21 protein-coding genes are annotated in these 20,338 nt (G+C 69.1%); 15 read left to right on the forward strand and 6 right to left on the reverse strand.

Annotated elements, in window-relative coordinates:
* Positions 1 to 46: 46 nt before the first annotated feature.
* On the forward strand, positions 47 to 949 hold the full coding sequence (pdxS, locus tag G4H71_RS20625) for a pyridoxal 5'-phosphate synthase lyase subunit PdxS (RefSeq protein ID WP_072738257.1): 903 nt from the start codon (positions 47 to 49) through the stop codon (positions 947 to 949).
* A 112-nt stretch (positions 950 to 1,061) separates the two neighbouring features.
* A complete protein-coding gene (locus tag G4H71_RS20630) occupies positions 1,062 to 1,880 on the forward strand; it encodes an acyl-CoA thioesterase (protein WP_072738126.1) in 819 nt (272 codons plus the stop codon).
* A 10-nt stretch (positions 1,881 to 1,890) separates the two neighbouring features.
* Here G4H71_RS20630 and G4H71_RS20635 read toward each other — a convergent pair whose 3' ends face one another.
* The gene (locus G4H71_RS20635) at positions 1,891 to 2,505 is read right to left on the reverse strand and encodes a nucleoside/nucleotide kinase family protein (protein ID WP_072738127.1); all 615 of its coding nucleotides are present in this window, start codon (positions 2,503 to 2,505) and stop codon (positions 1,891 to 1,893) included.
* Between the two features lie 19 nt (positions 2,506 to 2,524).
* On the reverse strand, positions 2,525 to 2,875 hold the full coding sequence (locus tag G4H71_RS20640) for a hypothetical protein (protein ID WP_072738128.1): 351 nt from the start codon (positions 2,873 to 2,875) through the stop codon (positions 2,525 to 2,527).
* Between the two features lie 351 nt (positions 2,876 to 3,226).
* Between G4H71_RS20640 and G4H71_RS20645 the strand changes: the two genes are divergently transcribed.
* Together G4H71_RS20645 and pdxT are read left to right on the forward strand one after the other, a co-directional pair.
* The gene (locus tag G4H71_RS20645; RefSeq protein ID WP_072738129.1) at positions 3,227 to 4,084 is read left to right on the forward strand and encodes an acyl-CoA thioesterase; all 858 of its coding nucleotides are present in this window, start codon (positions 3,227 to 3,229) and stop codon (positions 4,082 to 4,084) included.
* Positions 4,081 to 4,689, forward strand: a complete 609-nt coding sequence (pdxT, locus tag G4H71_RS20650; protein ID WP_072738130.1) for a pyridoxal 5'-phosphate synthase glutaminase subunit PdxT — start codon at positions 4,081 to 4,083, stop codon at positions 4,687 to 4,689. The genes G4H71_RS20645 and pdxT overlap by 4 nt, the downstream gene beginning before the upstream one ends.
* Before the next feature lie 46 nt (positions 4,690 to 4,735).
* On the opposite strand, the gene G4H71_RS20655 is transcribed toward pdxT, so the two are convergent.
* Entirely contained in the window at positions 4,736 to 5,698 is a 963-nt protein-coding gene (locus tag G4H71_RS20655) for a hypothetical protein (RefSeq protein ID WP_072738131.1), read from the reverse strand.
* The gene (locus G4H71_RS20660) at positions 5,695 to 6,063 is read right to left on the reverse strand and encodes a GntR family transcriptional regulator (RefSeq protein WP_072738258.1); all 369 of its coding nucleotides are present in this window, start codon (positions 6,061 to 6,063) and stop codon (positions 5,695 to 5,697) included. The genes G4H71_RS20655 and G4H71_RS20660 overlap by 4 nt, the downstream gene beginning before the upstream one ends.
* Positions 6,064 to 6,209: 146 nt before the next feature.
* Here G4H71_RS20660 and G4H71_RS20665 point away from each other — a divergent pair, with 146 nt between their 5' ends.
* The 10 genes from G4H71_RS20665 (at position 6,210) to G4H71_RS20710 (ending at position 17,623) form a co-directional block, all read left to right on the forward strand.
* Positions 6,210 to 6,962: a YebC/PmpR family DNA-binding transcriptional regulator gene (locus tag G4H71_RS20665; protein WP_072738132.1), complete on the forward strand. Its 753-nt coding sequence runs from the start codon at positions 6,210 to 6,212 to the stop codon at positions 6,960 to 6,962.
* 142 nt (positions 6,963 to 7,104) lie between these two features.
* Complete coding sequence (gene ruvC / locus G4H71_RS20670) at positions 7,105 to 7,668, forward strand: crossover junction endodeoxyribonuclease RuvC (RefSeq protein ID WP_072738133.1); 564 nt, start codon at positions 7,105 to 7,107, stop codon at positions 7,666 to 7,668.
* A gap of 19 nt (positions 7,669 to 7,687) precedes the next feature.
* Complete coding sequence (ruvA, locus tag G4H71_RS20675; RefSeq protein WP_072738134.1) at positions 7,688 to 8,287, forward strand: Holliday junction branch migration protein RuvA; 600 nt, start codon at positions 7,688 to 7,690, stop codon at positions 8,285 to 8,287.
* Positions 8,284 to 9,417, forward strand: a complete 1,134-nt coding sequence (ruvB, locus tag G4H71_RS20680; RefSeq protein WP_072738135.1) for a Holliday junction branch migration DNA helicase RuvB — start codon at positions 8,284 to 8,286, stop codon at positions 9,415 to 9,417. The genes ruvA and ruvB overlap by 4 nt, the downstream gene beginning before the upstream one ends.
* 184 nt (positions 9,418 to 9,601) lie before the next feature.
* A complete protein-coding gene (gene yajC / locus G4H71_RS20685) occupies positions 9,602 to 9,946 on the forward strand; it encodes a preprotein translocase subunit YajC (RefSeq protein WP_072738259.1) in 345 nt (114 codons plus the stop codon).
* Positions 9,947 to 10,054: 108 nt separating this feature from the next.
* A complete protein-coding gene (gene secD, locus G4H71_RS20690; RefSeq protein WP_072738136.1) occupies positions 10,055 to 11,836 on the forward strand; it encodes a protein translocase subunit SecD in 1,782 nt (593 codons plus the stop codon).
* A complete protein-coding gene (secF, locus tag G4H71_RS20695; RefSeq protein ID WP_072738137.1) occupies positions 11,833 to 13,017 on the forward strand; it encodes a protein translocase subunit SecF in 1,185 nt (394 codons plus the stop codon). Before secD ends, secF begins: the two co-directional genes overlap by 4 nt.
* 46 nt (positions 13,018 to 13,063) lie before the next feature.
* Positions 13,064 to 14,791 carry an ABC transporter substrate-binding protein gene (locus G4H71_RS20700; RefSeq protein ID WP_083343127.1) on the forward strand — a complete coding sequence of 576 codons (1,728 nt, stop codon included), beginning with the start codon at positions 13,064 to 13,066 and terminating at the stop codon, positions 14,789 to 14,791.
* Positions 14,773 to 15,123: a phosphoribosyltransferase family protein gene (locus tag G4H71_RS22950; RefSeq protein WP_072738138.1), complete on the forward strand. Its 351-nt coding sequence runs from the start codon at positions 14,773 to 14,775 to the stop codon at positions 15,121 to 15,123. Before G4H71_RS20700 ends, G4H71_RS22950 begins: the two co-directional genes overlap by 19 nt.
* 121 nt (positions 15,124 to 15,244) lie before the next feature.
* Positions 15,245 to 17,623 carry a RelA/SpoT family protein gene (locus G4H71_RS20710; protein WP_072738139.1) on the forward strand — a complete coding sequence of 793 codons (2,379 nt, stop codon included), beginning with the start codon at positions 15,245 to 15,247 and terminating at the stop codon, positions 17,621 to 17,623.
* Between the two features lie 103 nt (positions 17,624 to 17,726).
* Here G4H71_RS20710 and G4H71_RS20715 read toward each other — a convergent pair whose 3' ends face one another.
* Positions 17,727 to 18,533: a peptidylprolyl isomerase gene (locus G4H71_RS20715; RefSeq protein WP_072738262.1), complete on the reverse strand. Its 807-nt coding sequence runs from the start codon at positions 18,531 to 18,533 to the stop codon at positions 17,727 to 17,729.
* A gap of 22 nt (positions 18,534 to 18,555) precedes the next feature.
* Positions 18,556 to 19,431: a peptidylprolyl isomerase gene (locus G4H71_RS20720; RefSeq protein ID WP_072738261.1), complete on the reverse strand. Its 876-nt coding sequence runs from the start codon at positions 19,429 to 19,431 to the stop codon at positions 18,556 to 18,558.
* 210 nt (positions 19,432 to 19,641) lie between these two features.
* Between G4H71_RS20720 and G4H71_RS20725 the strand changes: the two genes are divergently transcribed.
* Positions 19,642 to 20,322 carry an MBL fold metallo-hydrolase gene (locus tag G4H71_RS20725; RefSeq protein ID WP_072738140.1) on the forward strand — a complete coding sequence of 227 codons (681 nt, stop codon included), beginning with the start codon at positions 19,642 to 19,644 and terminating at the stop codon, positions 20,320 to 20,322.
* Positions 20,323 to 20,338 lie beyond the last annotated feature (16 nt).

Here is a 20,338-nt window from a genome sequence, read left to right on the forward strand (position 1 = left end):
CGACCACCGTCACACCGTCATCGACGTTTCCACCGAGGAGTTCGCTGTGAGCACGCCCGACACCACCCCCACCACCGGCACCGCTCGGGTCAAGCGCGGCATGGCCGAGATGCTCAAGGGCGGTGTGATCATGGACGTCGTCACCGCGGAGCAGGCGAAGATCGCCGAGGACGCCGGTGCGGTCGCGGTCATGGCGCTCGAGCGGGTGCCTGCCGACATCCGTGCGCAGGGCGGGGTCTCCCGGATGAGCGATCCGGACATGATCGACGGCATCATCGAGGCGGTCAGCATCCCGGTGATGGCGAAGGCCCGGATCGGGCACTTCGTCGAGGCACAGATCCTGCAGAGCCTCGGAGTCGACTACATCGACGAGTCCGAGGTCCTCACCCCGGCCGACTACGACAACCACATCGACAAGTTCGCGTTCACCGTTCCGTTCGTCTGCGGCGCGACCAATCTCGGCGAGGCGCTGCGCCGGATCAACGAGGGCGCGGCGATGATCCGTTCCAAGGGCGAAGCCGGCACCGGCGACGTCTCCAACGCCACCACCCACATGCGGAAGATTCGCCAGGAGATCCGGCGCCTGACCTCGCTGCCCGAGGACGAGCTCTACGTCGCCGCGAAGGAACTGCAGGCGCCGTACGACCTGGTGGTCGAGGTCGCCAAGGCCGGCAAGCTTCCCGTCACCCTGTTCACCGCGGGCGGCATCGCCACCCCTGCCGACGCCGCCATGATGATGCAGCTCGGCGCCGAGGGCGTGTTCGTCGGATCCGGCATCTTCAAGTCCGGCAACCCGGCCGAGCGTGCGGCCGCGATCGTCAAGGCCACCACCTTCTTCGACGACGCCGACGTGCTGGCCAAGGTCTCGCGCGGTCTCGGTGAGGCGATGGTCGGTATCAACGTCGACGACATCCCGCAGCCGCACCGGCTCGCCGAGCGCGGGTGGTGACGGTCCGGCACCTTCCGGTCTGACGGGGACGCCCCGGTTGCTAGCCTGAGCGCGGCGACCGGGGCGTTCGTCGTCCCGGGGCACGTGCCGTCCCACCGCGGAAAGGGAGTCGATGGCGTCCATCACGGAGATCCTCGAGCTCGAACGGCTCGAGAAGGACATCTTCCGCGGCATTGCGACGGAGACGATGCTGCAACGCACCTTCGGGGGCCAGGTGGCCGGGCAGGCGCTGGTGTCCGCCGTGCGCACCGTCGACCCGGAGTTCACGGTCCACTCCCTGCACGGGTACTTCCTGCGTCCGGGGGACCCGGTGCTGCCCATCGTGTACCTGGTGGACCGCATCCGGGACGGACGTTCCTTCGTGACCCGCAGGGTCAGTGCCATCCAGCAGGGGCAGGCGATCTTCACGATGTCGGCGTCGTTCCACTCCGGCGACGAGGGCATCGAGCACCAGGACGAGATGCCGCAGGTGCCGGATCCGGACGAGGTCCCGTCCGCCACGGAGGCAGAGGATCCGGTGACGGCGTGGCTGGCTCACGAGTGGTCGGACTGGGACCTGCGGCTGGTCCGCAGGGAGGACGTCGCTCCGTTTCCGGGAAATGCTGCGCGCCAGCAGGTGTGGTTCCGTTCCCGGGACGTCCTGCCGGACGATCCGGTGTTCCACGTCTGCACCCTCGCCTACATGAGTGATATGACGCTGCTCGGCTCGGCGAGTGTTCCGCATCCCTGCGAGCACCTCCAGTCGGCCTCGCTGGACCATGCCCTGTGGTTTCTGCGTCCCTTCCGCGCGGACGAGTGGCTGCTCTACGACCAGCTCTCGCCGTCGGCCGGCTTCGGCCGCGCCCTGACGCAGGGCCGTATCTTCGACCGCACGGGCAACCTCGTCGCCGCCGTCGTGCAGGAGGGGCTCACCCGCTATCAGCGTGACTGACTCGTGAGGGTCAGCGGGCGACGAGGATCGCGGGCCGGTCCGGGTGGTCGTAGCGCACCACGACGTCCGGCGCTTCGGTGACGGTTCTCCCGTGCTCGGCGAGCGCGGGAACGGTCCATCCGTCCTCCGCGGGTGTGCGTCGGCGCAGCGCCGCCGTGCTCGTCTCCAGGAGCACGGTGACGTCGAACGGCAGGCTCCGCCCCAGCAGCATCGGGCCGGCAACCAGGACGACGTGGTCGGGTGCCGCCGGGCGGACGCGGGCCCGCGCCGAGCGATCCGTGTGCTCGTCCCACAGTCGCGGCAGATAGGCGCCGCGCGTGTGCAGCCCGGCCAGAACCTCCCGGTGCAGGGAGGAGTAGTCGAACCAGGCGTCGCGATAGGCGTGCGGGTCGTGGCGGCCGTGTTCGAGACGCACGGATGCCGGCCGGACGAAGTCGTGCAGATCGACGACCGCGGCGGGCCGGCCGGCGGCGCGCAGGTCTGCGGCAACGGCCGTGGCGAGCGTGACGGGGTTCGCGGCGTCCGCGCCGTCGACCGCGACGACGACGCGTCCCGCCGTCGCCCGGCAGAACGCGGCGACGGTCGTGATCAGGAGGTCGGGGCTCACCGGCCGGAAGGTCACCACGGTGGTGAGATCGGTCCTGTCACGGCTGGACGGTGGGGTGCCGGGCCGCTGCTGTGACGGCGAGCGCCGAGGACAGTTCGTCCCGCTCGGTGAGGGTCGCCTCCAGGGCGGCCAGGAGATCGACCGTCACGGTGTCGTTGTACCTGGCGGCGGATCGGCGCAGTGCGTCTCGGCCGAGCGGGCTGAGGTCGGTGCCGGTGGCGAGTGTGACGGTGCGTGCAGCCGAGATCGGTTCCCGCTGCTGTTGCCGGGCCTGGAGGAGTCGCAGGAGCTGGGCGCATGCACGATCCCGGAACGCCGGATCGGTCGAACTGCGGGTCTGGAGCAGATCGAGCACGGCGTCGAGGATGAGGTCGTCGAGGGACGGCATGGAAACGAGCTCTCGGTTCGAGGGGCAGGCTCCCGACCGTGCCACCCCGGAGGGGCTGAAAGTGTCCACCGGGCCCGAAAGCCGGGGCGAGCTGTCACCAAGTTAGAGCAATTGATCGGCAAAGGAAACTGCTACCCGAGGTAACTGGTATCCACCGCTCTGCGAACGGGTGTCGGTCCGGAGACTTCCGCGGGGGTTGATGAGCATAGCTAACATGTGGCGATCGAGACCGGAGGTCGGGTTTCCGGCAGTCGGCGGGAGCTGGCCGGGCGTCGCTGGCTAGGCTTCGCTGACCAGGGTTCTCCGGGCAGGATTCTCTGGGGGCAGGAGACGACGAGAACAGGAGGCCACGTGGCCGGTATCGAAGAGATCCTCGAGCTCGAGCGTCTCGAACGCGACATGTTCCGCGGTTCGGTGCATCCGACGGTGCTCCAGCGCACCTTCGGCGGCCAGGTGGCGGGGCAGGCTCTCGTGTCGGCGGTCCGGACCGTCGATGCGGCGTTCTCCGTGCACTCGCTGCACGGGTACTTCCTCCGGCCCGGCAACCCGACGATCCCCACCGTCTTCCTCGTGGACCGCGTGCGTGACGGGCGATCGTTCGTCACGCGGCGGGTGACGGGGATCCAGGACGGGGAGGCCATCTTCACGATGTCGGCGTCCTTCCATGCGGACGGCGACGAGGGGATCGAGCACGAGGACCGGATGCCGAAGGTGCCCGCGCCCGCCGAACTGCCCGATGCACAGGCCGACGAGGTCCTGGCCGCGAGCGAGTTGTATCGCGAGTGGAAGAACTGGGACCTGCGGATCGTGCCGGCGGAGGAGACGGCCAAGGTCCCGGGCCTGGCCGCGCAGCAGCGGGTCTGGATGCGCTACCGCGAACAGTTGCCGGACGATCCGATCCTGCACATCTGCACCCTCGCCTACCTCAGTGACATGACGCTGCTCGGGGCGGCGAAGGTTCCGCACCCGGGTGTCGTCACCCAGACCGCCTCCCTCGACCACGCCATGTGGTTTCTGCGGCCATTCCGCGCCGACGGATGGCTGCTCTACGATCAGACCTCGCCGTCTGCGGGGTTCGGGCGCGCCCTCACCCAGGGGCGTATGTTCGATGCCGACGGAAACATGGTTGCCGCGGTGGTCCAGGAGGGCCTCCAGCGCATCCAGCGGGACCAGAGCAGACGCGACATCGAGACAGGAAACATGGCATGACCCGACCTCTCATCGGTGTGCTGGCGCTGCAGGGAGACGTCCGGGAACACCTGCATGCCCTCCAGGATTCCGGTGCCGATGCGATCGGCGTGCGCAGGCCCGAGGAACTCGGGAAGGTCGACGGCTTGGTGCTGCCCGGTGGTGAATCGACCACGATGAGCAGACTGCTGAAGATCTTCGACCTCGTCGAGCCGCTGCGGACCCGACTGGCCGAGGGGATGCCGGCCTACGGGTCCTGCGCGGGCATGATCCTGCTCGCGAGCGAGATCCTCGACACCCGGCCCGATGCGCAGCATCTCGATGCCATCGACATGACCGTGCGCCGCAACGCGTTCGGACGTCAGGTCGACTCGTTCGAGGCCGATCTGGACTTCGCGGGGGTGGCCGGAGATCCCGTACGTGCGGTGTTCATCCGGGCACCTTGGGTGGAGCGGGTCGGCGACGGGGTCGAGGTGCTGGCGCGCGTCCCGGAGAGCGGGGGAGCGGCCGACGGGCGCATCGTCGCGGTGCGGCAGGGGGCGGTCGTCGCCACGTCCTTCCACCCCGAGGTCACCGGTGACCGCCGCGTCCACGAGTTGTTCGTCGACCTCGTCCGGGAACGCTGACCTCGTCCGGGAACGCTGCCGCCGGTCGGGCGCGCCTACCGGCCCCTCACGCGTTCCGCTCCGCGGCCACCAGCGAATTGAGCAGGGCGGCACCGGTTCCCGGATCATCGACCGAGACGGCGAACACGCCGCCTCCGCGACGTCGCAGAGCGAGGCCGTCTCCACCGCGGACGATCACCGCGGTGCCCCGCGGGCTGAGCCGGTAGCCGTACCCACCCCATTCCACCGGGCGCAGATGCGCGACCTCCGCGCTGTCGATGTCGTCGAGCCGGATCGTGCGCCAGCGCAGTCCCCACGAGGAGAGCCACAGTCCTCGGCGATCCACGTGCACCGTGATCGACGCGAAGGCGGCGGCGAGGATTGCGAGTACCGCGAACAGGACGACCATCCACGGCCTACCGAGGAACGCCGTCACCAGTGCCGTCACGACCATCGCGACGACCAGTGCGCCGGCCCATCGCCCGCGCGCGTGACTGATCCATACGGCGGTCTCGCCCGGGGCGATCGGGGTGTCGAGCTGCGGCGCCGGGCCGTAGCTGGTGGCAGGTCCGCGGGGCGTCAGGAGGAATGTCCCGATCGCCCAGGGCACGCCCAGGAGGGGGATCAGGATCCACCAGCTCAGGTGGGCGTCCTCGGGTCTGCCGGCCCGCATGGTCAACGCCACGGACGTGATGCAGGTGCTCGCCGCGACCCAGGACACCAGTGCGGTGCCGGGAAGCCACAGCGCGGCGTCGGCGTCGTGGCCGGCCGAGCTCGCCCGCACGACGACCAGGGCGGCGACGGCGGTGCTCAGCAGGCAGGCGGCGAGAGTGATCACGAAGAACGTGGCGCCCGACGTGAATCCGTCCGGCTCGACTCCGGACCAGTGGGTGGCGACGGTGCCGGGGACGGAATCGCCCCAGGCCGCGCGGGCAGCGAGCAGCGCCAGGAGCGGCGCGGCGGTCGCCAGGCCCGCGGCGACGAGGCGAACGCGGTTCGGCGCGGGGCCGGGGCGGGTCGATGACGTCATGGTCGAGTGTTCTCCTCTGTGGTCCGGCGGACGAGGTCGAGCATCTGGTCGGTGTCGAGTCCGAGTCGGCGTGCCTCGGCCACGAACGTCCGCGCCGCTTCGACGGCGCGGGTGTGCTGCGGTGCGCTGTCCGGGCGGACGACGGCACCGCGGCCGCGGCGCAGGTCGATCAGGCCCTCGTCCCGCAGCGCCGCATACGCACGCAACACGGTGTGCAGGTTCACGTCGATCGACTGGGCGAGTGCCCTGGCCGCGGGCAGGCGGTCACCGGGGCCGATCTCTCTGCGCAGGAACGCGCCACGGATTCCGGCCGCGATCTGATCGGAGAGCGGCGTTCCCGAACCGTGGTCGACCCTCAGCAACATGTTCGCATTGTATGCGAACAATAGGAAAAATGTGGAACCCCGTGTCCAGGGCGAGCGGTGACCGATGGCACGGGCGGTACCATCGGTGCAGCTGAAATCGCAGAACCCGGCATGCCGCAGGGCAGCAGGAAAGGGGCTTGAATCGCATGAGCGGCCACTCCAAATGGGCCACCACCAAGCACAAGAAGGCGGTCGTCGACGCCAAGCGCGGCAAGATGTTCGCGAAGCTGATCAAGAACATCGAGGTGGCGGCCCGGACCGGTGGCGGCGATCCGGCGGGAAACCCGACGCTGTACGACGCGATCCAGAAGGCCAAGAAGAGCTCCGTCCCCAACGACAACATCGAGCGCGCGCGCAAGCGCGGCGGCGGTGAGGAGGCGGGCGGCGCCGACTGGCAGACGATCATGTACGAGGGGTACGGCCCCAACGGTGTCGCCGTGCTCATCGAGTGCCTCACCGACAACCGCAATCGTGCCGCCGGAGAGGTGCGCACCGCGATGACCCGCAACGGCGGCAACATGGCCGACCCGGGTTCGGTGTCCTACCTGTTCACACGCAAGGGTGTCGTGACGCTCGAGAAGAACGGTCAGACCGAGGACGACATCCTCGTGGCCGTGCTGGACGCGGGTGCGGAGGAGGTCACCGATCTCGGCGACACCTTCGAGATCGTCAGCGAGCCCACCGATCTGGTGGCGGTCCGCAGCGCGCTCCAGGAGGCGGGCATCGACTACGACTCGGCCGACGCGGACTTCCGTGCCTCGGTGGAGGTCGCGGTGGACGCCGACGGCGCCCGCAAGGTGTTCAAGCTCGTGGATGCCCTCGAGGACTCCGACGACGTACAGAACGTCTACACCAACGTCGACATCTCCGACGAGGTCCTCGCCGAACTCGACGACTGACCGGAGGCTTCGGACGACCGGGTGGGCTCGCCACCGCGCCGACTGAGGTCGGGTGCGCGGTGGGCCGCGCGTGTCGGTCGTTCCACACGCGCTCGCCGCACACTAGGCTGTCGAACAACTGTTCGGCGGAAGGTGTGGTGGCGTGCGTGTACTGGGAGTCGATCCGGGGTTGACCCGGTGCGGGCTCGGGGTCGTCGACAGCGGCCGCGGCCGGGCCGTACAGCCGATCGCCGTCGACGTGGTGCGGACCCCGGCCGACCTCGACCTGTCGGTGCGCCTGCTCCGGATCTCCGAGGCTGCAGAGTCCTGGATGGACCTGCACCGGCCCACCGTGGTGGCGATCGAGCGGGTGTTCGCGCAGCACAACGTCCGTACCGCGATGGGCACTGCCCAGGCCGGCGGGGTGGTGGCCCTCGCCGCCGCGCGGCGCGGTATCCCCGTCTGCTTCCACACCCCCAGCGAGGTCAAGGCGGCTGTCACCGGCAGCGGCTCGGCGGACAAGGCCCAGGTGACCGCGATGGTCACCCGGATCCTGCGGCTGGACGCGGCACCGAAACCGGCCGACGCGGCCGATGCGCTGGCCCTGGCGATCTGCCATTGTTGGCGTGCTCCGATGATCGAGCGGATGGCTCGCGCCGAGGCGGCGGCGGCAGAGCAGAAGCGCCGCTACCAGGCCCGGCTGGCCGAGTTGAAGAAGTCGAGATGAAGAGAAGGCAGGTTCACCGATGATCGCCTCCGTCCGCGGAGAGGTGCTCGACATCGCCCTCGACCATGTGATCGTCGAGTCCGCAGGTGTCGGCTATCGGATCAACGCCACGCCGGCGACGCTGGGCACGCTGTCCCGGGGCAACGAGACCCGGCTCGTCACCGCGATGATCGTGCGGGAGGACTCGATGACGCTCTACGGCTTCGCCGACGCCGAGTCCCGTGAACTGTTCGGGTTGCTGCAGACCGTGTCGGGGGTGGGGCCACGGCTCGCGATGGCGGTGCTGTCCGTGCTCGAGCCGGAGGCGCTGCGCCGTGCGCTGTCGGAGGGCGACCTCGCCGCGCTCACCCGGGTGCCGGGTATCGGCAAGCGGGGAGCGGAGCGACTCGTCGTGGAGTTGCGGGACAAGGTCTCCGCCGTCCCGTCGGCGGCCGGTGTGGCGACGGCGGCCGGCGCGTCCTCGACGGTGCGTGAGCAGATCGTCGAGGCGCTCACCGGCCTGGGGTTCGCCGCGAAGGCGGCCGAACAGGCCACCGATTCCGTCCTCGCCGAGGCACCGGACGCGCCGACGTCGACGGCTCTGCGTGCGGCGCTGGCGCTGCTGGGTAAGACGCGATGACCCCCGACCCCGTCGATCCACGCGACCTGCCTCCCGGAGAATTCGCCGAGGACTCGTCGCCGGTGACGGCGGAGGTTCTCCCCGGCGACGGCGACGTGGAAGCGGGCTTGCGCCCGAAGAGTCTCGAGGACTTCATCGGTCAGCCGCGGGTACGCGAGCAACTGCAACTGGTCCTGACCGGAGCCCGGCTGCGCGGCGGCACCCCCGACCACATTCTGTTGTCCGGCCCGCCCGGTCTCGGCAAGACCAGCATGGCCATGATCATCGCGACCGAACTGGGATCCTCGCTGCGGCTGACGTCGGGTCCGGCGCTCGAACGCGCCGGGGATCTCGCCGCGATGCTCAGCAACCTCGTCGAGGGCGACGTGTTGTTCATCGACGAGATCCATCGCATCGCCCGGCCCGCGGAGGAGATGCTGTATCTCGCGATGGAGGATTTCCGGGTCGACGTCGTCGTCGGGAAGGGGCCGGGCGCGACCTCCATTCCCCTCGAGGTGGCCCCGTTCACTCTGGTGGGTGCCACGACACGGTCGGGGTCGCTCACCGGGCCGCTGCGCGACCGGTTCGGTTTCACGGCACACATGGACTTCTACGAGCCCGCCGAACTCCAGCGGATCCTCGCGCGTTCGGCGGGCATCCTCGGGATCGATCTCGACCCGTCGGCGGGGGAGGAGATCGCGCGCCGTTCGCGCGGAACGCCGCGCATCGCCAACCGGCTACTGCGACGGGTCCGCGACTACGCCGAAGTCCGGGCGGACGGAGTCGTCACCCGGGAGGTCTCCCGTGCGGCGCTCGCCGTATACGACGTGGACGAGCTCGGGCTCGACCGGCTCGACCGCGCCGTTCTCGGAGCCTTGGTCCGCAGTTTCGGCGGGGGACCGGTAGGCGTGTCCACGCTCGCCGTCGCGGTCGGGGAGGAGACATCGACCGTGGAGGAGGTGTGCGAGCCGTTCCTGGTGCGTGCCGGCCTGGTCGCCCGCACACCGCGCGGTCGGGTGGCCACCGCGGCGGCGTGGCGCCAGCTCGGTCTCACCGCTCCGCCGGAGGCGACGGGGGGCATCGAGGTGCGTGCGCACGAGCCGTCGCTGTTCGATCCGGGCGAGCTCGACGAGCGGACGGGAGACCCCTGACGTCCGTGTCGGAGTGCTCCGACACGCGCTTCCGAAGGGCTCCGGTGGCCGTTCGAGGTGACGAGCTGACGGGCTTTCGCCTGTCTAATGGCACACTGGTGTATTGCGCGGGTCCATCCGGGGCCGGTGCTCCTGTGAAACCTGCATGCGACCGCTGCAACGAACTCTCGAGGACGACTACCTGATGGACCTTCTCTTTCCCCTTCTGATTCTCGCGCTCCTGGTTCCGATGTTCCTCGGTATCCGCAGGCAGAAGAAGGAGATGGCGAAGACCGCCGCTCTCCAGGATTCGCTGCAGATCGGTGATCGCGTCGTCACGACTGCCGGCCTCTACGGCATCATCGAGGAACTCGAGGACGACACCGTGGACCTGCGGATCGCTCCGGGTGTCATCACGACCTGGTCGCGCCTGGTGATCCGCGAGGTCGTCGTCGACATCGACGACGAGGAGTACGAGGAACTCGACGGCTCCGAGGTGAGTGCCCAGGAGCAGGCCGAGGATTCGCGGCCGAGCCCGGACAAGAACTAGACGCTGTCCACCTCCGATCCGGGGCGCCCGGTGAGCGCCGCCCGGCGAGCGTCCACGGATCGGGGTACACGCATGTCGAGCTGCACGTACTGAGGAGACTGAACGATCGTGGCACCTTCCAACGGTTCGGTGCATCCAGTCCGCGCGATGACCGTGTTCGCGGTCATCGTGGCGGCGCTGTATGCCCTGGTGTTCTTCACCGGTGACAAGTCACCGGAACCGAAGTTGGGCATCGACCTGCAGGGAGGGACGCGAGTCACTCTCACGGCACGGACCCCGGACGGCAGCACCCCGTCGCAGGACAGCCTGCGCCAGGCCCAGGCGATCATCGAGACGCGCGTGAACGGGCTCGGCGTGTCCGGCTCGGAAGTCGTCATCGACGGCGACAACCTGGTGATCACGGTGCCGGGTGACGACAGTTCCCAGGCTCGTTCCCTGGGGCAGACGGCGCGCCTCTACATCCGCCCGGTGGCCACCTCGCAACCGGCACCGGTTCCCGGCGCGCCCACCGAGAACGGGGTCGGCGCCTCCGACACCCCGGGTGAGGCGCCCGCGACGGATGTTCCGGGCACGCCGGAGGGCACCGATCCCGAGGGCACCGACCCGGGCGAGCAGGCTCCTGCACCGGAGCCGCAGAGTCGGCCGTTCCCGGCGCAGGATCCCACCGATCCGGCCTCACCGACCGATCCGGCCTCACCGACCGATCCGGCCTCACCGACCGATCCGGCACAGCCGGGGGGGTCGGCACCAGTGACGGAGGGGTTGCCCGCGGACGCCGCGGACGAGATCGCCGAGGCCCGTGCGCTCCGGCAGAGCACCGATCCCGCCGTCCAGCAGCAGGCGATGGCGACGATGGACTGCTCGGTGGCCGACCCGCTGCGCGGCAACGACGACCCGGAACTGCCGCTGGTCGCCTGCTCGACCGACAACCAGTTCGTCTACCTGCTGGAGCCGGCGATCATCGACGGCCAGGAGATCGCCGATGCGACCTCCGGATTCAACTCCCAGCAGTCCCGGCACGAGGTGAGCCTGTCGTTCGAGTCCGGTGGCAGCAACACGTGGGCACAGTTCACCTCCGCCAACATCGGCAGGCAGGCTGCCTTCACGCTCGACTCCAAGGTGGTCAGTGCCCCGGTCATCCAGGGTGCGACCCCGGCCGGTAGCTCCACGTCGATCACCGGTCAGTTCAGTGCCGACGGTGCGCGCGAACTCGCGAACACGCTCAAGTACGGCTCGCTTCCGCTCTCGTTCGCAGCGTCCGAAGCCGAGACGGTGTCCGCGACGCTCGGCCTGGCCTCGCTCGAGGCGGGGTTGCTCGCCGGCGCTGTCGGGCTGGTCCTCGTGTTGCTGTACTGCCTCCTGTATTACCGGCTGCTCGGCATACTCACCGCGTTCTCGCTGGTGGCCTCCGGTGTCGCGGTGTACGCGATCATGGTGCTCCTCGGCCGCTACATCAACTTCACCCTGGACCTGGCCGGAATCGCCGGTCTCATCATCGGTATCGGCATGACGGCGGACTCGTTCGTCGTGTTCTTCGAGCGGATCAAGGACGAGATGCGGGAGGGGCGCAGTTTCCGCTCCGCGGTGCCTCGTGGTTGGGCCCGGGCGAAGCGGACGATCCTGTCCGGTAACGCGGTGAGCTTCATCTCCGCCGCGGTGTTGTACATGCTCGCGGTCGGACAGGTGCGTGGATTCGCGTTCACCCTGGGATTGACCACCATCCTCGACGTCGTCGTCGTGTTCCTGGTGACGTGGCCGCTGGTGTACCTGGCGTCGAAATCCGCGTTCTGGGCCAAGCCGTCGGTCAACGGGCTCGGGGCCGTGCAACAGATCGCGCGTGAACGCAAGAAGGCCGCTGCCGTCGCGGCGTCGAAGGAGACCCGAGCATGAGCGCATCGTCCACCACCGAAGCAGGGCAGCGCGGGTTCCTCTCCCGCCTCTACACCGGCACCGGCGCCTTCGAGGTCGTCGGGCGCCGTCGCTTCTACTATCTGCTGACGGCCGCCATCGTGCTGGTGTCCCTCGCGGGAATCGCCATTCGCGGCTTCACCCTCGGAATCGATTTCGAGGGAGGCTCGCGGGTCCAGTTCCCGGTCGGTGACGGGGTGGAGACCGCGCAGGTCGAGCAGGTGTACTCCGACGCCCTGGGGCAGAGCCCGGAGGCCGTGCAGATCGTGGGGTCCGGGGCGAGCGCGACCGTGCAGATCCGGTCCAGCGCGCTGGACGCCGCCGAGGTGGTGACGCTCCAGCAGGCGCTGTTCGACGAGTTCGCACCGCGGGACACCAGTGGCGTGCCCAATCCCAACGCGATCAGTTTCGCCGACGTCAGCGAGACGTGGGGCGGGCAGGTCACCCAGAAGGCACTCATTGCGCTGGTGGTGTTCCTGGTGCTGGTCAGCGTGTACATCGTGATCAGATACGAGAGGGACATGGCGACCGCGGCGATCGCCGCCCTGTTCTTCGACATCATCGTCACGGCGGGCGTGTACGCGATCGTCGGATTCGAGGTGACCCCGGCCAGTGTCATCGGACTGCTGACCATTCTCGGCTTCTCGCTGTACGACTCCGTCATCGTGTTCGACAAGGTCGAGGAGAACACCCACGGAATCCTGCACCTGAACAGACGTACCTATGCGGAGCAGGCGAATCTCGCGGTCAATCAGACGCTCATGCGGTCCATCAACACGACCGTGATCGGTGTGCTCCCGGTCCTCGCGCTGATGGTGGTCGCGGTATGGGCGCTCGGAGTGGGCACGCTGAAGGACCTCGCACTGGTGCAGCTCGTGGGTATCGTCGTCGGTACCTACTCGTCGATCTTCTTTGCAACCCCGCTGCTCGTGTCGATCAAGGAACGGTGGGGTCCGGTGCGCGAGCACACGCAGAAGGTGCTCGAGCGGCGTGAGGAGCGTGCTGCCCGAGTGGCCGCCGGCGAGGAGGTCGACGCGACCGCGGGGACCGGTGCCGTCGCGGTCGCCGGAGACGCTCCCGACAGGGCCACCGGGCCCCGGCGGACAGCGGGACCGCGGCCCGGATCGCGGCCGGCGGGCAAGCGGCACCGCCGGAGGTCGTAGTGGAGTGGGTGTCAGCGGAGACGCGCACGTAGGGAAGGTGGACACGATGCCGGATTCCACCGGACCCGAATCGCGCATGCCCGTGGCCACGCGTCCCCGGGCTCGCGCTCTGGTCGCTGCGGGTCTGACGCTCGCCGTCGCGGCGGTCACGGCGACGGGCTGTGCGTCGGCCGAGGAGCAGGTCCCCACGATCGGCTACGGCATCGACAACGTCGTGACGACGTACAACGCGGGAACCGTCGACGGCGCCACGTCCGGTGCCCGGCAGGCATTCGTGCGGGTCCAGCCCGGTTTCTCGTACACCGGTCCGGAGGGGACGGCGGTGTCCGACACCGATGTCGGCTCCGCTCACCCGGTCCCCGCCGAGGCCTTGACCATCGCGTACCAGATCAACCCTGCTGCGGAGTACTCGGACGGCGCGCCCCTCACCTGCGACGATCTCGTTCTCACGTGGGCTGCCCACAGTGGACGTTTCACCGGGCCGGACGGCGGGCAGCTGTTCGATGCCGCCGAGGTCGCCGGGTACACGGACATCGATCGGGTCGACTGCGTGCCCGGCGCCAGGGAGGCGACTGTCGTCTTCCGTTCGGGACGGTCGGTGGTCGACTGGAAGTCGCTGTTCGGTGCCACCTCGATCCTGCCCTCGCACGTGGTCGAGCGGGAGGCCGGCGTCGACGACCTCGTCGCGGCGGTCGAGGCGGGCGACGTCGAGGCGCTCGGCCGGGTGGCCGAGTTCTGGAACACCGGTTGGTCGCTCGTTCCCGGCGAGTTGGACCTGTCCCGTTTCCCGTCGGCGGGTCCCTACAAGCTCGAGTCCTACAGTGAGGACGACGGCCTCGTCCTCGTCGCCAACGATCGGTGGTGGGGTAACCGCCCGGCCACCGAGCGCATCGTGGTGCGGACGAAGGGCGAGGGCCTCGCGGAGCGGGTCGAATCCGGCGAGATCGAGGTCCTCGACGTCGCCGAGGGATCGGTGCCGGGGCTCGACGTCGCCGGATGGGAGGTGGCCGAGCTGCCGTCCCTCGGCGTCGAACAGCTGATCCTGTCGTCGACGGGAGTGTTCGACTCCGCCGCGGCCCGCCGCGCCTTCGCGGCGTGCGTTCCCCGCGATCAGCTGTTCGAGACGTTCGGCACGATTCCCGAGCACACGGGCGCTCCGCTGGGTGTGGTCGACGCCCGGTTCGTCGCGCGCGACGACCTGATCTACCCGTCGGTCGCGACCGCGGCCGACGGACGGTACCGGCAGCCGGATGTCGCCGCCGCGTCGGCGGCCGGCCCGCTCACCGTGCGGATCGGCTATCGGGCGCCCGACCAGCAACGCCGAGACATGGTGTCCGCGATCGCATCCGCCTGCGAGCCGGCCGGGATCACCGTCGAGGACGCAGGTTCGCCGGAGTTCACCTCGTCGGCGCTCCGTCGTGGTGAGGTGGACGCCGTGCTCGCCGGCACGGCAGGGGCCGACGGATCTGCCGGCAGCACCGAGCGGACCACTGCGATGTACGCGCTCCGCAGTGGCAGCGGATCCAATTTCGGGGGATTTGCCAACAGCCGGGTCGATCAGATCGTCGATCAGCTCGCGGTGGACGGATCGACGTCGGCCACCCTGGCGCTGGCAGGGGAGGCGGAGAACATCCTGTGGACGGAGATGCCGACGATCCCGCTCTTCAATCAGCCACGGACCATCGGAGCCGCCGAGGGCATGCACGCCCTCGACCCCAATCCGTCCCGCTCGGGGACCGGCTGGAACATGGACAGATGGGTGCTGCGTCGGTGACGTGCGCCGCGGAGTACATCCGGACCCTGACGCGCTGGGCGGACGACTTCCCGGCTCCGGCCTGCGTCGGCAGTGGGCGAGAGGGCGACGTGCCCGTCGACATCGTCGCTGCGGTGCTGGAAATACCCGCGTCCGGTGTGTCGTTGGAAGGTCGGCGGGTGTTGATCGGCGACGACGTACTCGCCACCGGGGGAACCTTGTCAGCCACGGCTCGGCTGGTCGAATCGGCGGGTGGGTCGGTCGAGGGCATCGCGGTGGTGCTCGAGATCGAGGCGCTCGGCGGTCGGTCCCGCATCGACGGGTATCCGCTGACGGTGCTCGCCGCCGTGTGAGTTCGCCGCCGAGAACGCCGCTGCCGGGGTTCGCTCTCGACGGGAGTACTAAGGTTGGCTGTGGCACGGGTGTGCCGCGCCCGCGACACACCCGGTTCCATCGGTGGCAGGAGGTGACGGTATGACTTCGGGTCTCGACCGATCCCGCGGCGTCGGCGCAGGCGATACCGAGCGCGTCCCCGGTGAGAACGAACGTGACGGCGTCGACCAGGACCGCACTCCGGCCGAACCGGCCCCCGTCGCAGCACCCACGTCGGCGTCCCGCCGGGTGCGTGCCCGCTTGGCGCGCCGCATCACCGGAGTGCGCAGCACGCCGATCCGGCCGGTGCTCGAGCCGCTGGTGAGCCTGCATCGCGAGTTGTATCCCAAGGCGGACCTCGCCCTGTTGCAGCGGGCCTACGACGTCGCCGAGGAGCGCCACGCCAGCCAGCGACGCAAATCCGGTGATCCCTACATCACGCATCCGCTCGCCGTGGCGAGCATCCTCGCCGAGCTGGGCATGGACACGACCACGCTCGTCGCGGCGCTGCTGCACGACACGGTCGAGGACACCGGATACTCGCTCGAGCAGCTCACCACGGAGTTCGGTGACGAGGTGGCTCACCTCGTCGACGGTGTCACCAAACTCGACAAGGTCGTGCTCGGCAACGCCGCAGAGGGCGAGACGATCCGGAAGATGATCATCGCCATGGCCCGCGATCCGCGGGTGCTGGTGATCAAGGTCGCCGACCGGCTCCACAACATGCGCACCATGCGTTTCCTCCCGCCGGAGAAGCAGGCGAGGAAGGCGCGGGAGACGCTCGAGGTCATCGCGCCGCTGGCCCATCGGCTCGGGATGGCGACCGTCAAGTGGGAACTCGAGGACCTGTCCTTCGCGATCCTGCACCCGAAGAAGTACGACGAGATCGTGCGGCTGGTGGCCGACCGTGCGCCGTCCCGGGACACATACTTGGCCAAGGTGCGTGCCCAGATCAACGCGAACCTGTCCGCCTCGCGGATCAACGCCGTCGTCGAGGGGCGTCCGAAGCACTACTGGTCGATCTATCAGAAGATGATCGTCAAGGGCAGGGACTTCGACGACATCCACGACCTCGTCGGTGTCCGGATCCTGTGCGACGAGGTCCGCGACTGTTACGCGGCCGTCGGCGTCGTGCACTCGCTGTGGCAGCCGATGGCGGGCCGCTTCAAGGACTACATCGCGCAACCGCGATACGGCGTCTACCAGTCGCTGCACACCACCGTCGTCGGTCCCGAGGGCAAACCCCTCGAGGTGCAGATCCGTACCCACGACATGCACCGCACCGCCGAGTTCGGGATCGCGGCGCACTGGCGGTACAAGGAGACGAAGGGCAAGCACTCCGGGGACCTCGCCGAGGTCGACGACATGGCCTGGATGCGACAGTTGCTCGACTGGCAGCGGGAGGCCGCCGATCCCGGCGAGTTCCTCGAGTCGCTACGTTTCGACCTGGCGGCCAAGGAGATCTTCGTCTTCACGCCCAAGGGTGATGTAGTGACCCTGCCGGCCGGTTCCACGCCGGTGGACTTCGCGTACGCGGTGCACACCGAGGTGGGGCACCGGTGTATCGGTGCCCGCGTCAACGGCCGTCTCGTCGCACTGGAACGGACACTCGAGAACGGCGAGGTCGTCGAGGTCTTCACCTCCAAGGCGCCCAACGCGGGTCCGAGCCGGGACTGGCAGACGTTCGTCGTCTCGCCCCGGGCGAAGACGAAGATCCGGCAGTGGTTCGCGAAGGAACGGCGCGAGGAAGCTCTCGAGACGGGCAAGGACGCGATCGTCCGCGAGGTCCGGCGGGTGGGGCTTCCGTTGCAACGGTTGATGAACGCCGAGTCGATGTCGTCGGTCGCGCACGAACTGCGGTTCACCGACGTGTCGATGCTGTACACCGCGGTCGGGGAGAACCAGGTCTCCGCGCACCACGTCGTCCAGCGCCTGGTGGCGCACTTCGGCGGGGTGGGTGACGTCGAGGAAGAGCTTGCCGAGCGGGCGACGCCGTCGACCATGCCGATGCGTCCGCGCAGCACCGGCGACGTCGGGGTGCTCATCCCGGGTGCCGAGGGCACGGTGGCGAAGCTCGCCAAGTGCTGTACCCCCGTGCCCGGCGACGAGATCATGGGTTTCGTCACCCGCCAGGGGTCGGTGAGTGTGCATCGCACCGACTGCACGAACGCGGCCTCGCTACAGCAGCAGTCCGAACGGATCATCGACGTGGAGTGGGCACCGTCGCCGTCGTCGGTGTTCCTCGTGGCCATCCAGATCGAGGCGCTGGACCGGCATCGACTGCTCTCCGATGTCACCAAGGCCATCGCCGACGAGAAGGTCAACATCCTGTCCGCCTCGGTCACCACGTCGGGTGACCGGGTCGCGATCAGCAAGTTCACCTTCGAGATGGGCGATCCCAAGCACCTCGGGCACGTTCTCAACGTGGTGCGCAACGTGGAAGGCGTCTACGACGTCTACCGCGTCACGTCCGCCGCCTGATCAACCCATCCCCGGCCCCTCCCGGCCCCCCTGTCCCCGGATCAGGGGGCATGCATCAGGAGGGGATCAGGGGGCAGGGGATCAGGGGGGCAGGGGATCAGGGTCAGGAGGCGACGGTGGCGGTCTCGATGGAGATCGGCATCGCCGGGGCGCCGCCACCGGCTGCCATCGACCCGTCGTCGCCGTAGACGGCGATCGACTCGATCGTGGTCAGCCCCTCCTCGGAGATCGTGCCGAAGGCGGTGTACTGCGGCGGCAGGACGGTGTCGGCGAACACGAGGAAGAACTGGCTGCCATTGCTGCCGGGTGAGCCGGTGTTCGCCATCGCGATCGTGCCGCGCGGGTACACGGCCGGCTGGGCGAGTTCGGCGGCATTCGCGTCGAACGCCGTCGTCGGGTACTCGTTGTCGAAGCCGTAGCCGGGCCCGCCCGTGCCGGTACCCGTCGGGTCCCCGCACTGCAGGATCTGCATGCCGGGCGAGTACACGAGGCGGTGGCAGTCGGTGCCGTCGAAGTAGCCCTGTTCGGCGAGGCTGACGAAACTGTGCGTCGTGCACGGCGCGGCGGCGCGATCGAGGTCGAGGCCGATGGGCCCGGCCGTCGTCTCCAGATCCACGGCTGCACGGCCTTCCGCGGGCACCCCGGACGCCTCGGGAGCGGAGACGTTACGGGAGGGCGCACCGGAAGGGGTGTACGTGCAGTCGACGGTCGCGGAAGCCGCGGACGGCACCGCGGGGAGCGCGGCGTACGACGACATGTCGACGGGCGGGGGAGCGTCGACGGTGGCGGTCGGGGTGGCCGCCGCCGTATCGGTGCCCGAATCCGGGTCCGAGGAGTCGGAGTCGCCCGAACAGCCGGCGAGAGCCAGGGCCAGGGCGGCGACGCCCACGATCAGGGAAGTGCGTGTCATGGTGATCCGTTCTCCGGTCACGTCAGTCCATCCTGACGGAGGTGATGTCGACGGGGACGTTGGGCTTGCCGTCCCCGGGCTGATTCGAGCTGTCGTCGCCGGCCGCGGCGATGGTGTCCAGGGTGGCCAGCCCGGTCTCGTCGATCGAGCCGAACACGGTGTAGTTCGGCGGCAGCTGGGAGTCCTCGTAGACCATGAAGAACTGGCTGCCGTTGCTGCCGGGCGCCCCGGTGTTGGCCATCGCGAGGGTGCCGCGCGGGTAGATCGCAGGTTGTGCGAGTGCCGGGTCCGTGGGTGAGTACTGGTCGGTGGGGAACTCGTTGTCGAAGCCGTAGCCGGGCCCGCCTGCCCCGGTGCCGCTCGGGTCACCGCACTGCAGGACGCGGAGCCCGGCACCGGTCACGAGCCGATGGCAGGGAGTGTCGTCGAAGTAGCCCTGGCCCGCCAGGGAGAGGAAGTTGTTCACCGTGCACGGGGAATTCGCGTTGTCCAGCACCAACCCCACGTTGCCCTGGGACGTTTCCATGCTCACACTCACGGATTCCAGGGTGGTGTCGATGCCGTCGGTGCGGGGCGGTTCCACCGGCCGCGAGGGCTCCGAGCCGTCGGGGGTGTACGTGCAGGACACCAGTTCCGGCAGCGGCTCGCTGCGGCCGGCGGGAAGGGCGTCAGGTGTCTGGGTCTCCGCGGCGGTGTCGGTTGCCGCCTCGTCGGCGGAGTCGTCGCCCCCGCGGGTCAGCGTCACCACGACTGCGACTGCCGCGACCGCCACGACGACGCCGACGACGGTGCCGCCGATCGTCAACTGCTTGCGACGACGGGCCCGCTCGGCGCGTCGCGCGAGTTGACGTTCGAGTTTCCTCTTGGCTGCTTCCCGGCGCTGCTCGTTGCTCGGCACTGCGAAAGTTCCTCCCGTGTCGTCTGCGCGATTCGGTGTCGCCTGGACAATTCGTTCCCGGTCCGGACGGTTCCCGGTGGTCCGGACGCGGAACATGCTCCCCGGGGACGATCCGGGGATCGAGTCTGCCAGGCCTACCTGAGAACACACTGGCCGGGAGGCAGCATAGGCTGTATTGACCGCACAGACCTACCACGAGGAGCGACGCTGGTGCTCGTCACTGGATTTCCGGCCGGAATGTTCCAGACGAACTGCTACATTCTCGCGCACGACGGTGCCGACGAATGCGTGGTCGTCGACCCCGGTCAGGACGCCGCCGGGCCACTCGGGAACTTTCTCGCCGACTCGGGCCTGACCCCCGCGGCGGTACTGCTCACGCACGGGCACCTCGACCACATCTGGAACGCGCGCGAGGTCTGCGCCCGGTACGGGGTTCCCGCGTACATCCACCCCGAGGACCGGTACATGCTCACCGACCCCGGTCGCGGGATCGGTGAGGCGCTGAAGCCCTTCGTCGCCGGAATGGAGTTCACCGAGCCCGACGAGGTGATCGCCCTGTCGGACGGTGACGAGTTCGCGCACGCGGGCATCGAGTTCCTCGTCGAACACACACCGGGGCACACCCAGGGATCGGTCGTGTTCCGCACGCACACCGACACCGACGAGGGCCGGCTGCCGCTCGCACTCACCGGGGACACTCTCTTCCAGGGCTCCATCGGCCGCACCGATCTCCCCGGCGGCGATCACGAACAGTTGCTCGGCTCGATCGCCACCCGGCTGCTCGTGCTCCCGGACGACACCGTCGTGTTGCCGGGCCACGGACCGGCGAGCACCGTCGGCGACGAGCGCCGCACCAACCCGTTTCTCGCCGGGCTGACCGGATCGAACTGACCGCCGGACCGCACCG

This window comes from Rhodococcus triatomae (genome assembly GCF_014217785.1).
GTDB classification, from domain to species: domain Bacteria; phylum Actinomycetota; class Actinomycetes; order Mycobacteriales; family Mycobacteriaceae; genus Rhodococcus_F; species Rhodococcus_F triatomae.

Excerpts from the sequence above, each read along its gene's own strand:
- G4H71_RS20630 (WP_072738126.1), top strand. The coding sequence starts at position 1,062 with ATGGCGTCCATCACGGAGATCCTCGAGCTCGAACGGCTCGAGAAGGAC.
- G4H71_RS20640 (WP_072738128.1), bottom strand. The coding sequence starts at position 2,875 with ATGCCGTCCCTCGACGACCTCATCCTCGACGCCGTGCTCGATCTGCTC.
- pdxT (WP_072738130.1), top strand. The coding sequence starts at position 4,081 with ATGACCCGACCTCTCATCGGTGTGCTGGCGCTGCAGGGAGACGTCCGG.
- G4H71_RS20655 (WP_072738131.1), bottom strand. The coding sequence starts at position 5,698 with ATGACGTCATCGACCCGCCCCGGCCCCGCGCCGAACCGCGTTCGCCTC.
- G4H71_RS20660 (WP_072738258.1), bottom strand. The coding sequence starts at position 6,063 with ATGTTGCTGAGGGTCGACCACGGTTCGGGAACGCCGCTCTCCGATCAG.
- G4H71_RS20665 (WP_072738132.1), top strand. The coding sequence starts at position 6,210 with ATGAGCGGCCACTCCAAATGGGCCACCACCAAGCACAAGAAGGCGGTC.
- ruvA (WP_072738134.1), top strand. The coding sequence starts at position 7,688 with ATGATCGCCTCCGTCCGCGGAGAGGTGCTCGACATCGCCCTCGACCAT.
- ruvB (WP_072738135.1), top strand. The coding sequence starts at position 8,284 with ATGACCCCCGACCCCGTCGATCCACGCGACCTGCCTCCCGGAGAATTC.
- yajC (WP_072738259.1), top strand. The coding sequence starts at position 9,602 with ATGGACCTTCTCTTTCCCCTTCTGATTCTCGCGCTCCTGGTTCCGATG.
- secF (WP_072738137.1), top strand. The coding sequence starts at position 11,833 with ATGAGCGCATCGTCCACCACCGAAGCAGGGCAGCGCGGGTTCCTCTCC.
- G4H71_RS20700 (WP_083343127.1), top strand. The coding sequence starts at position 13,064 with ATGCCGGATTCCACCGGACCCGAATCGCGCATGCCCGTGGCCACGCGT.
- G4H71_RS22950 (WP_072738138.1), top strand. The coding sequence starts at position 14,773 with ATGGGTGCTGCGTCGGTGACGTGCGCCGCGGAGTACATCCGGACCCTG.
- G4H71_RS20710 (WP_072738139.1), top strand. The coding sequence starts at position 15,245 with ATGACTTCGGGTCTCGACCGATCCCGCGGCGTCGGCGCAGGCGATACC.
- G4H71_RS20715 (WP_072738262.1), bottom strand. The coding sequence starts at position 18,533 with ATGACACGCACTTCCCTGATCGTGGGCGTCGCCGCCCTGGCCCTGGCT.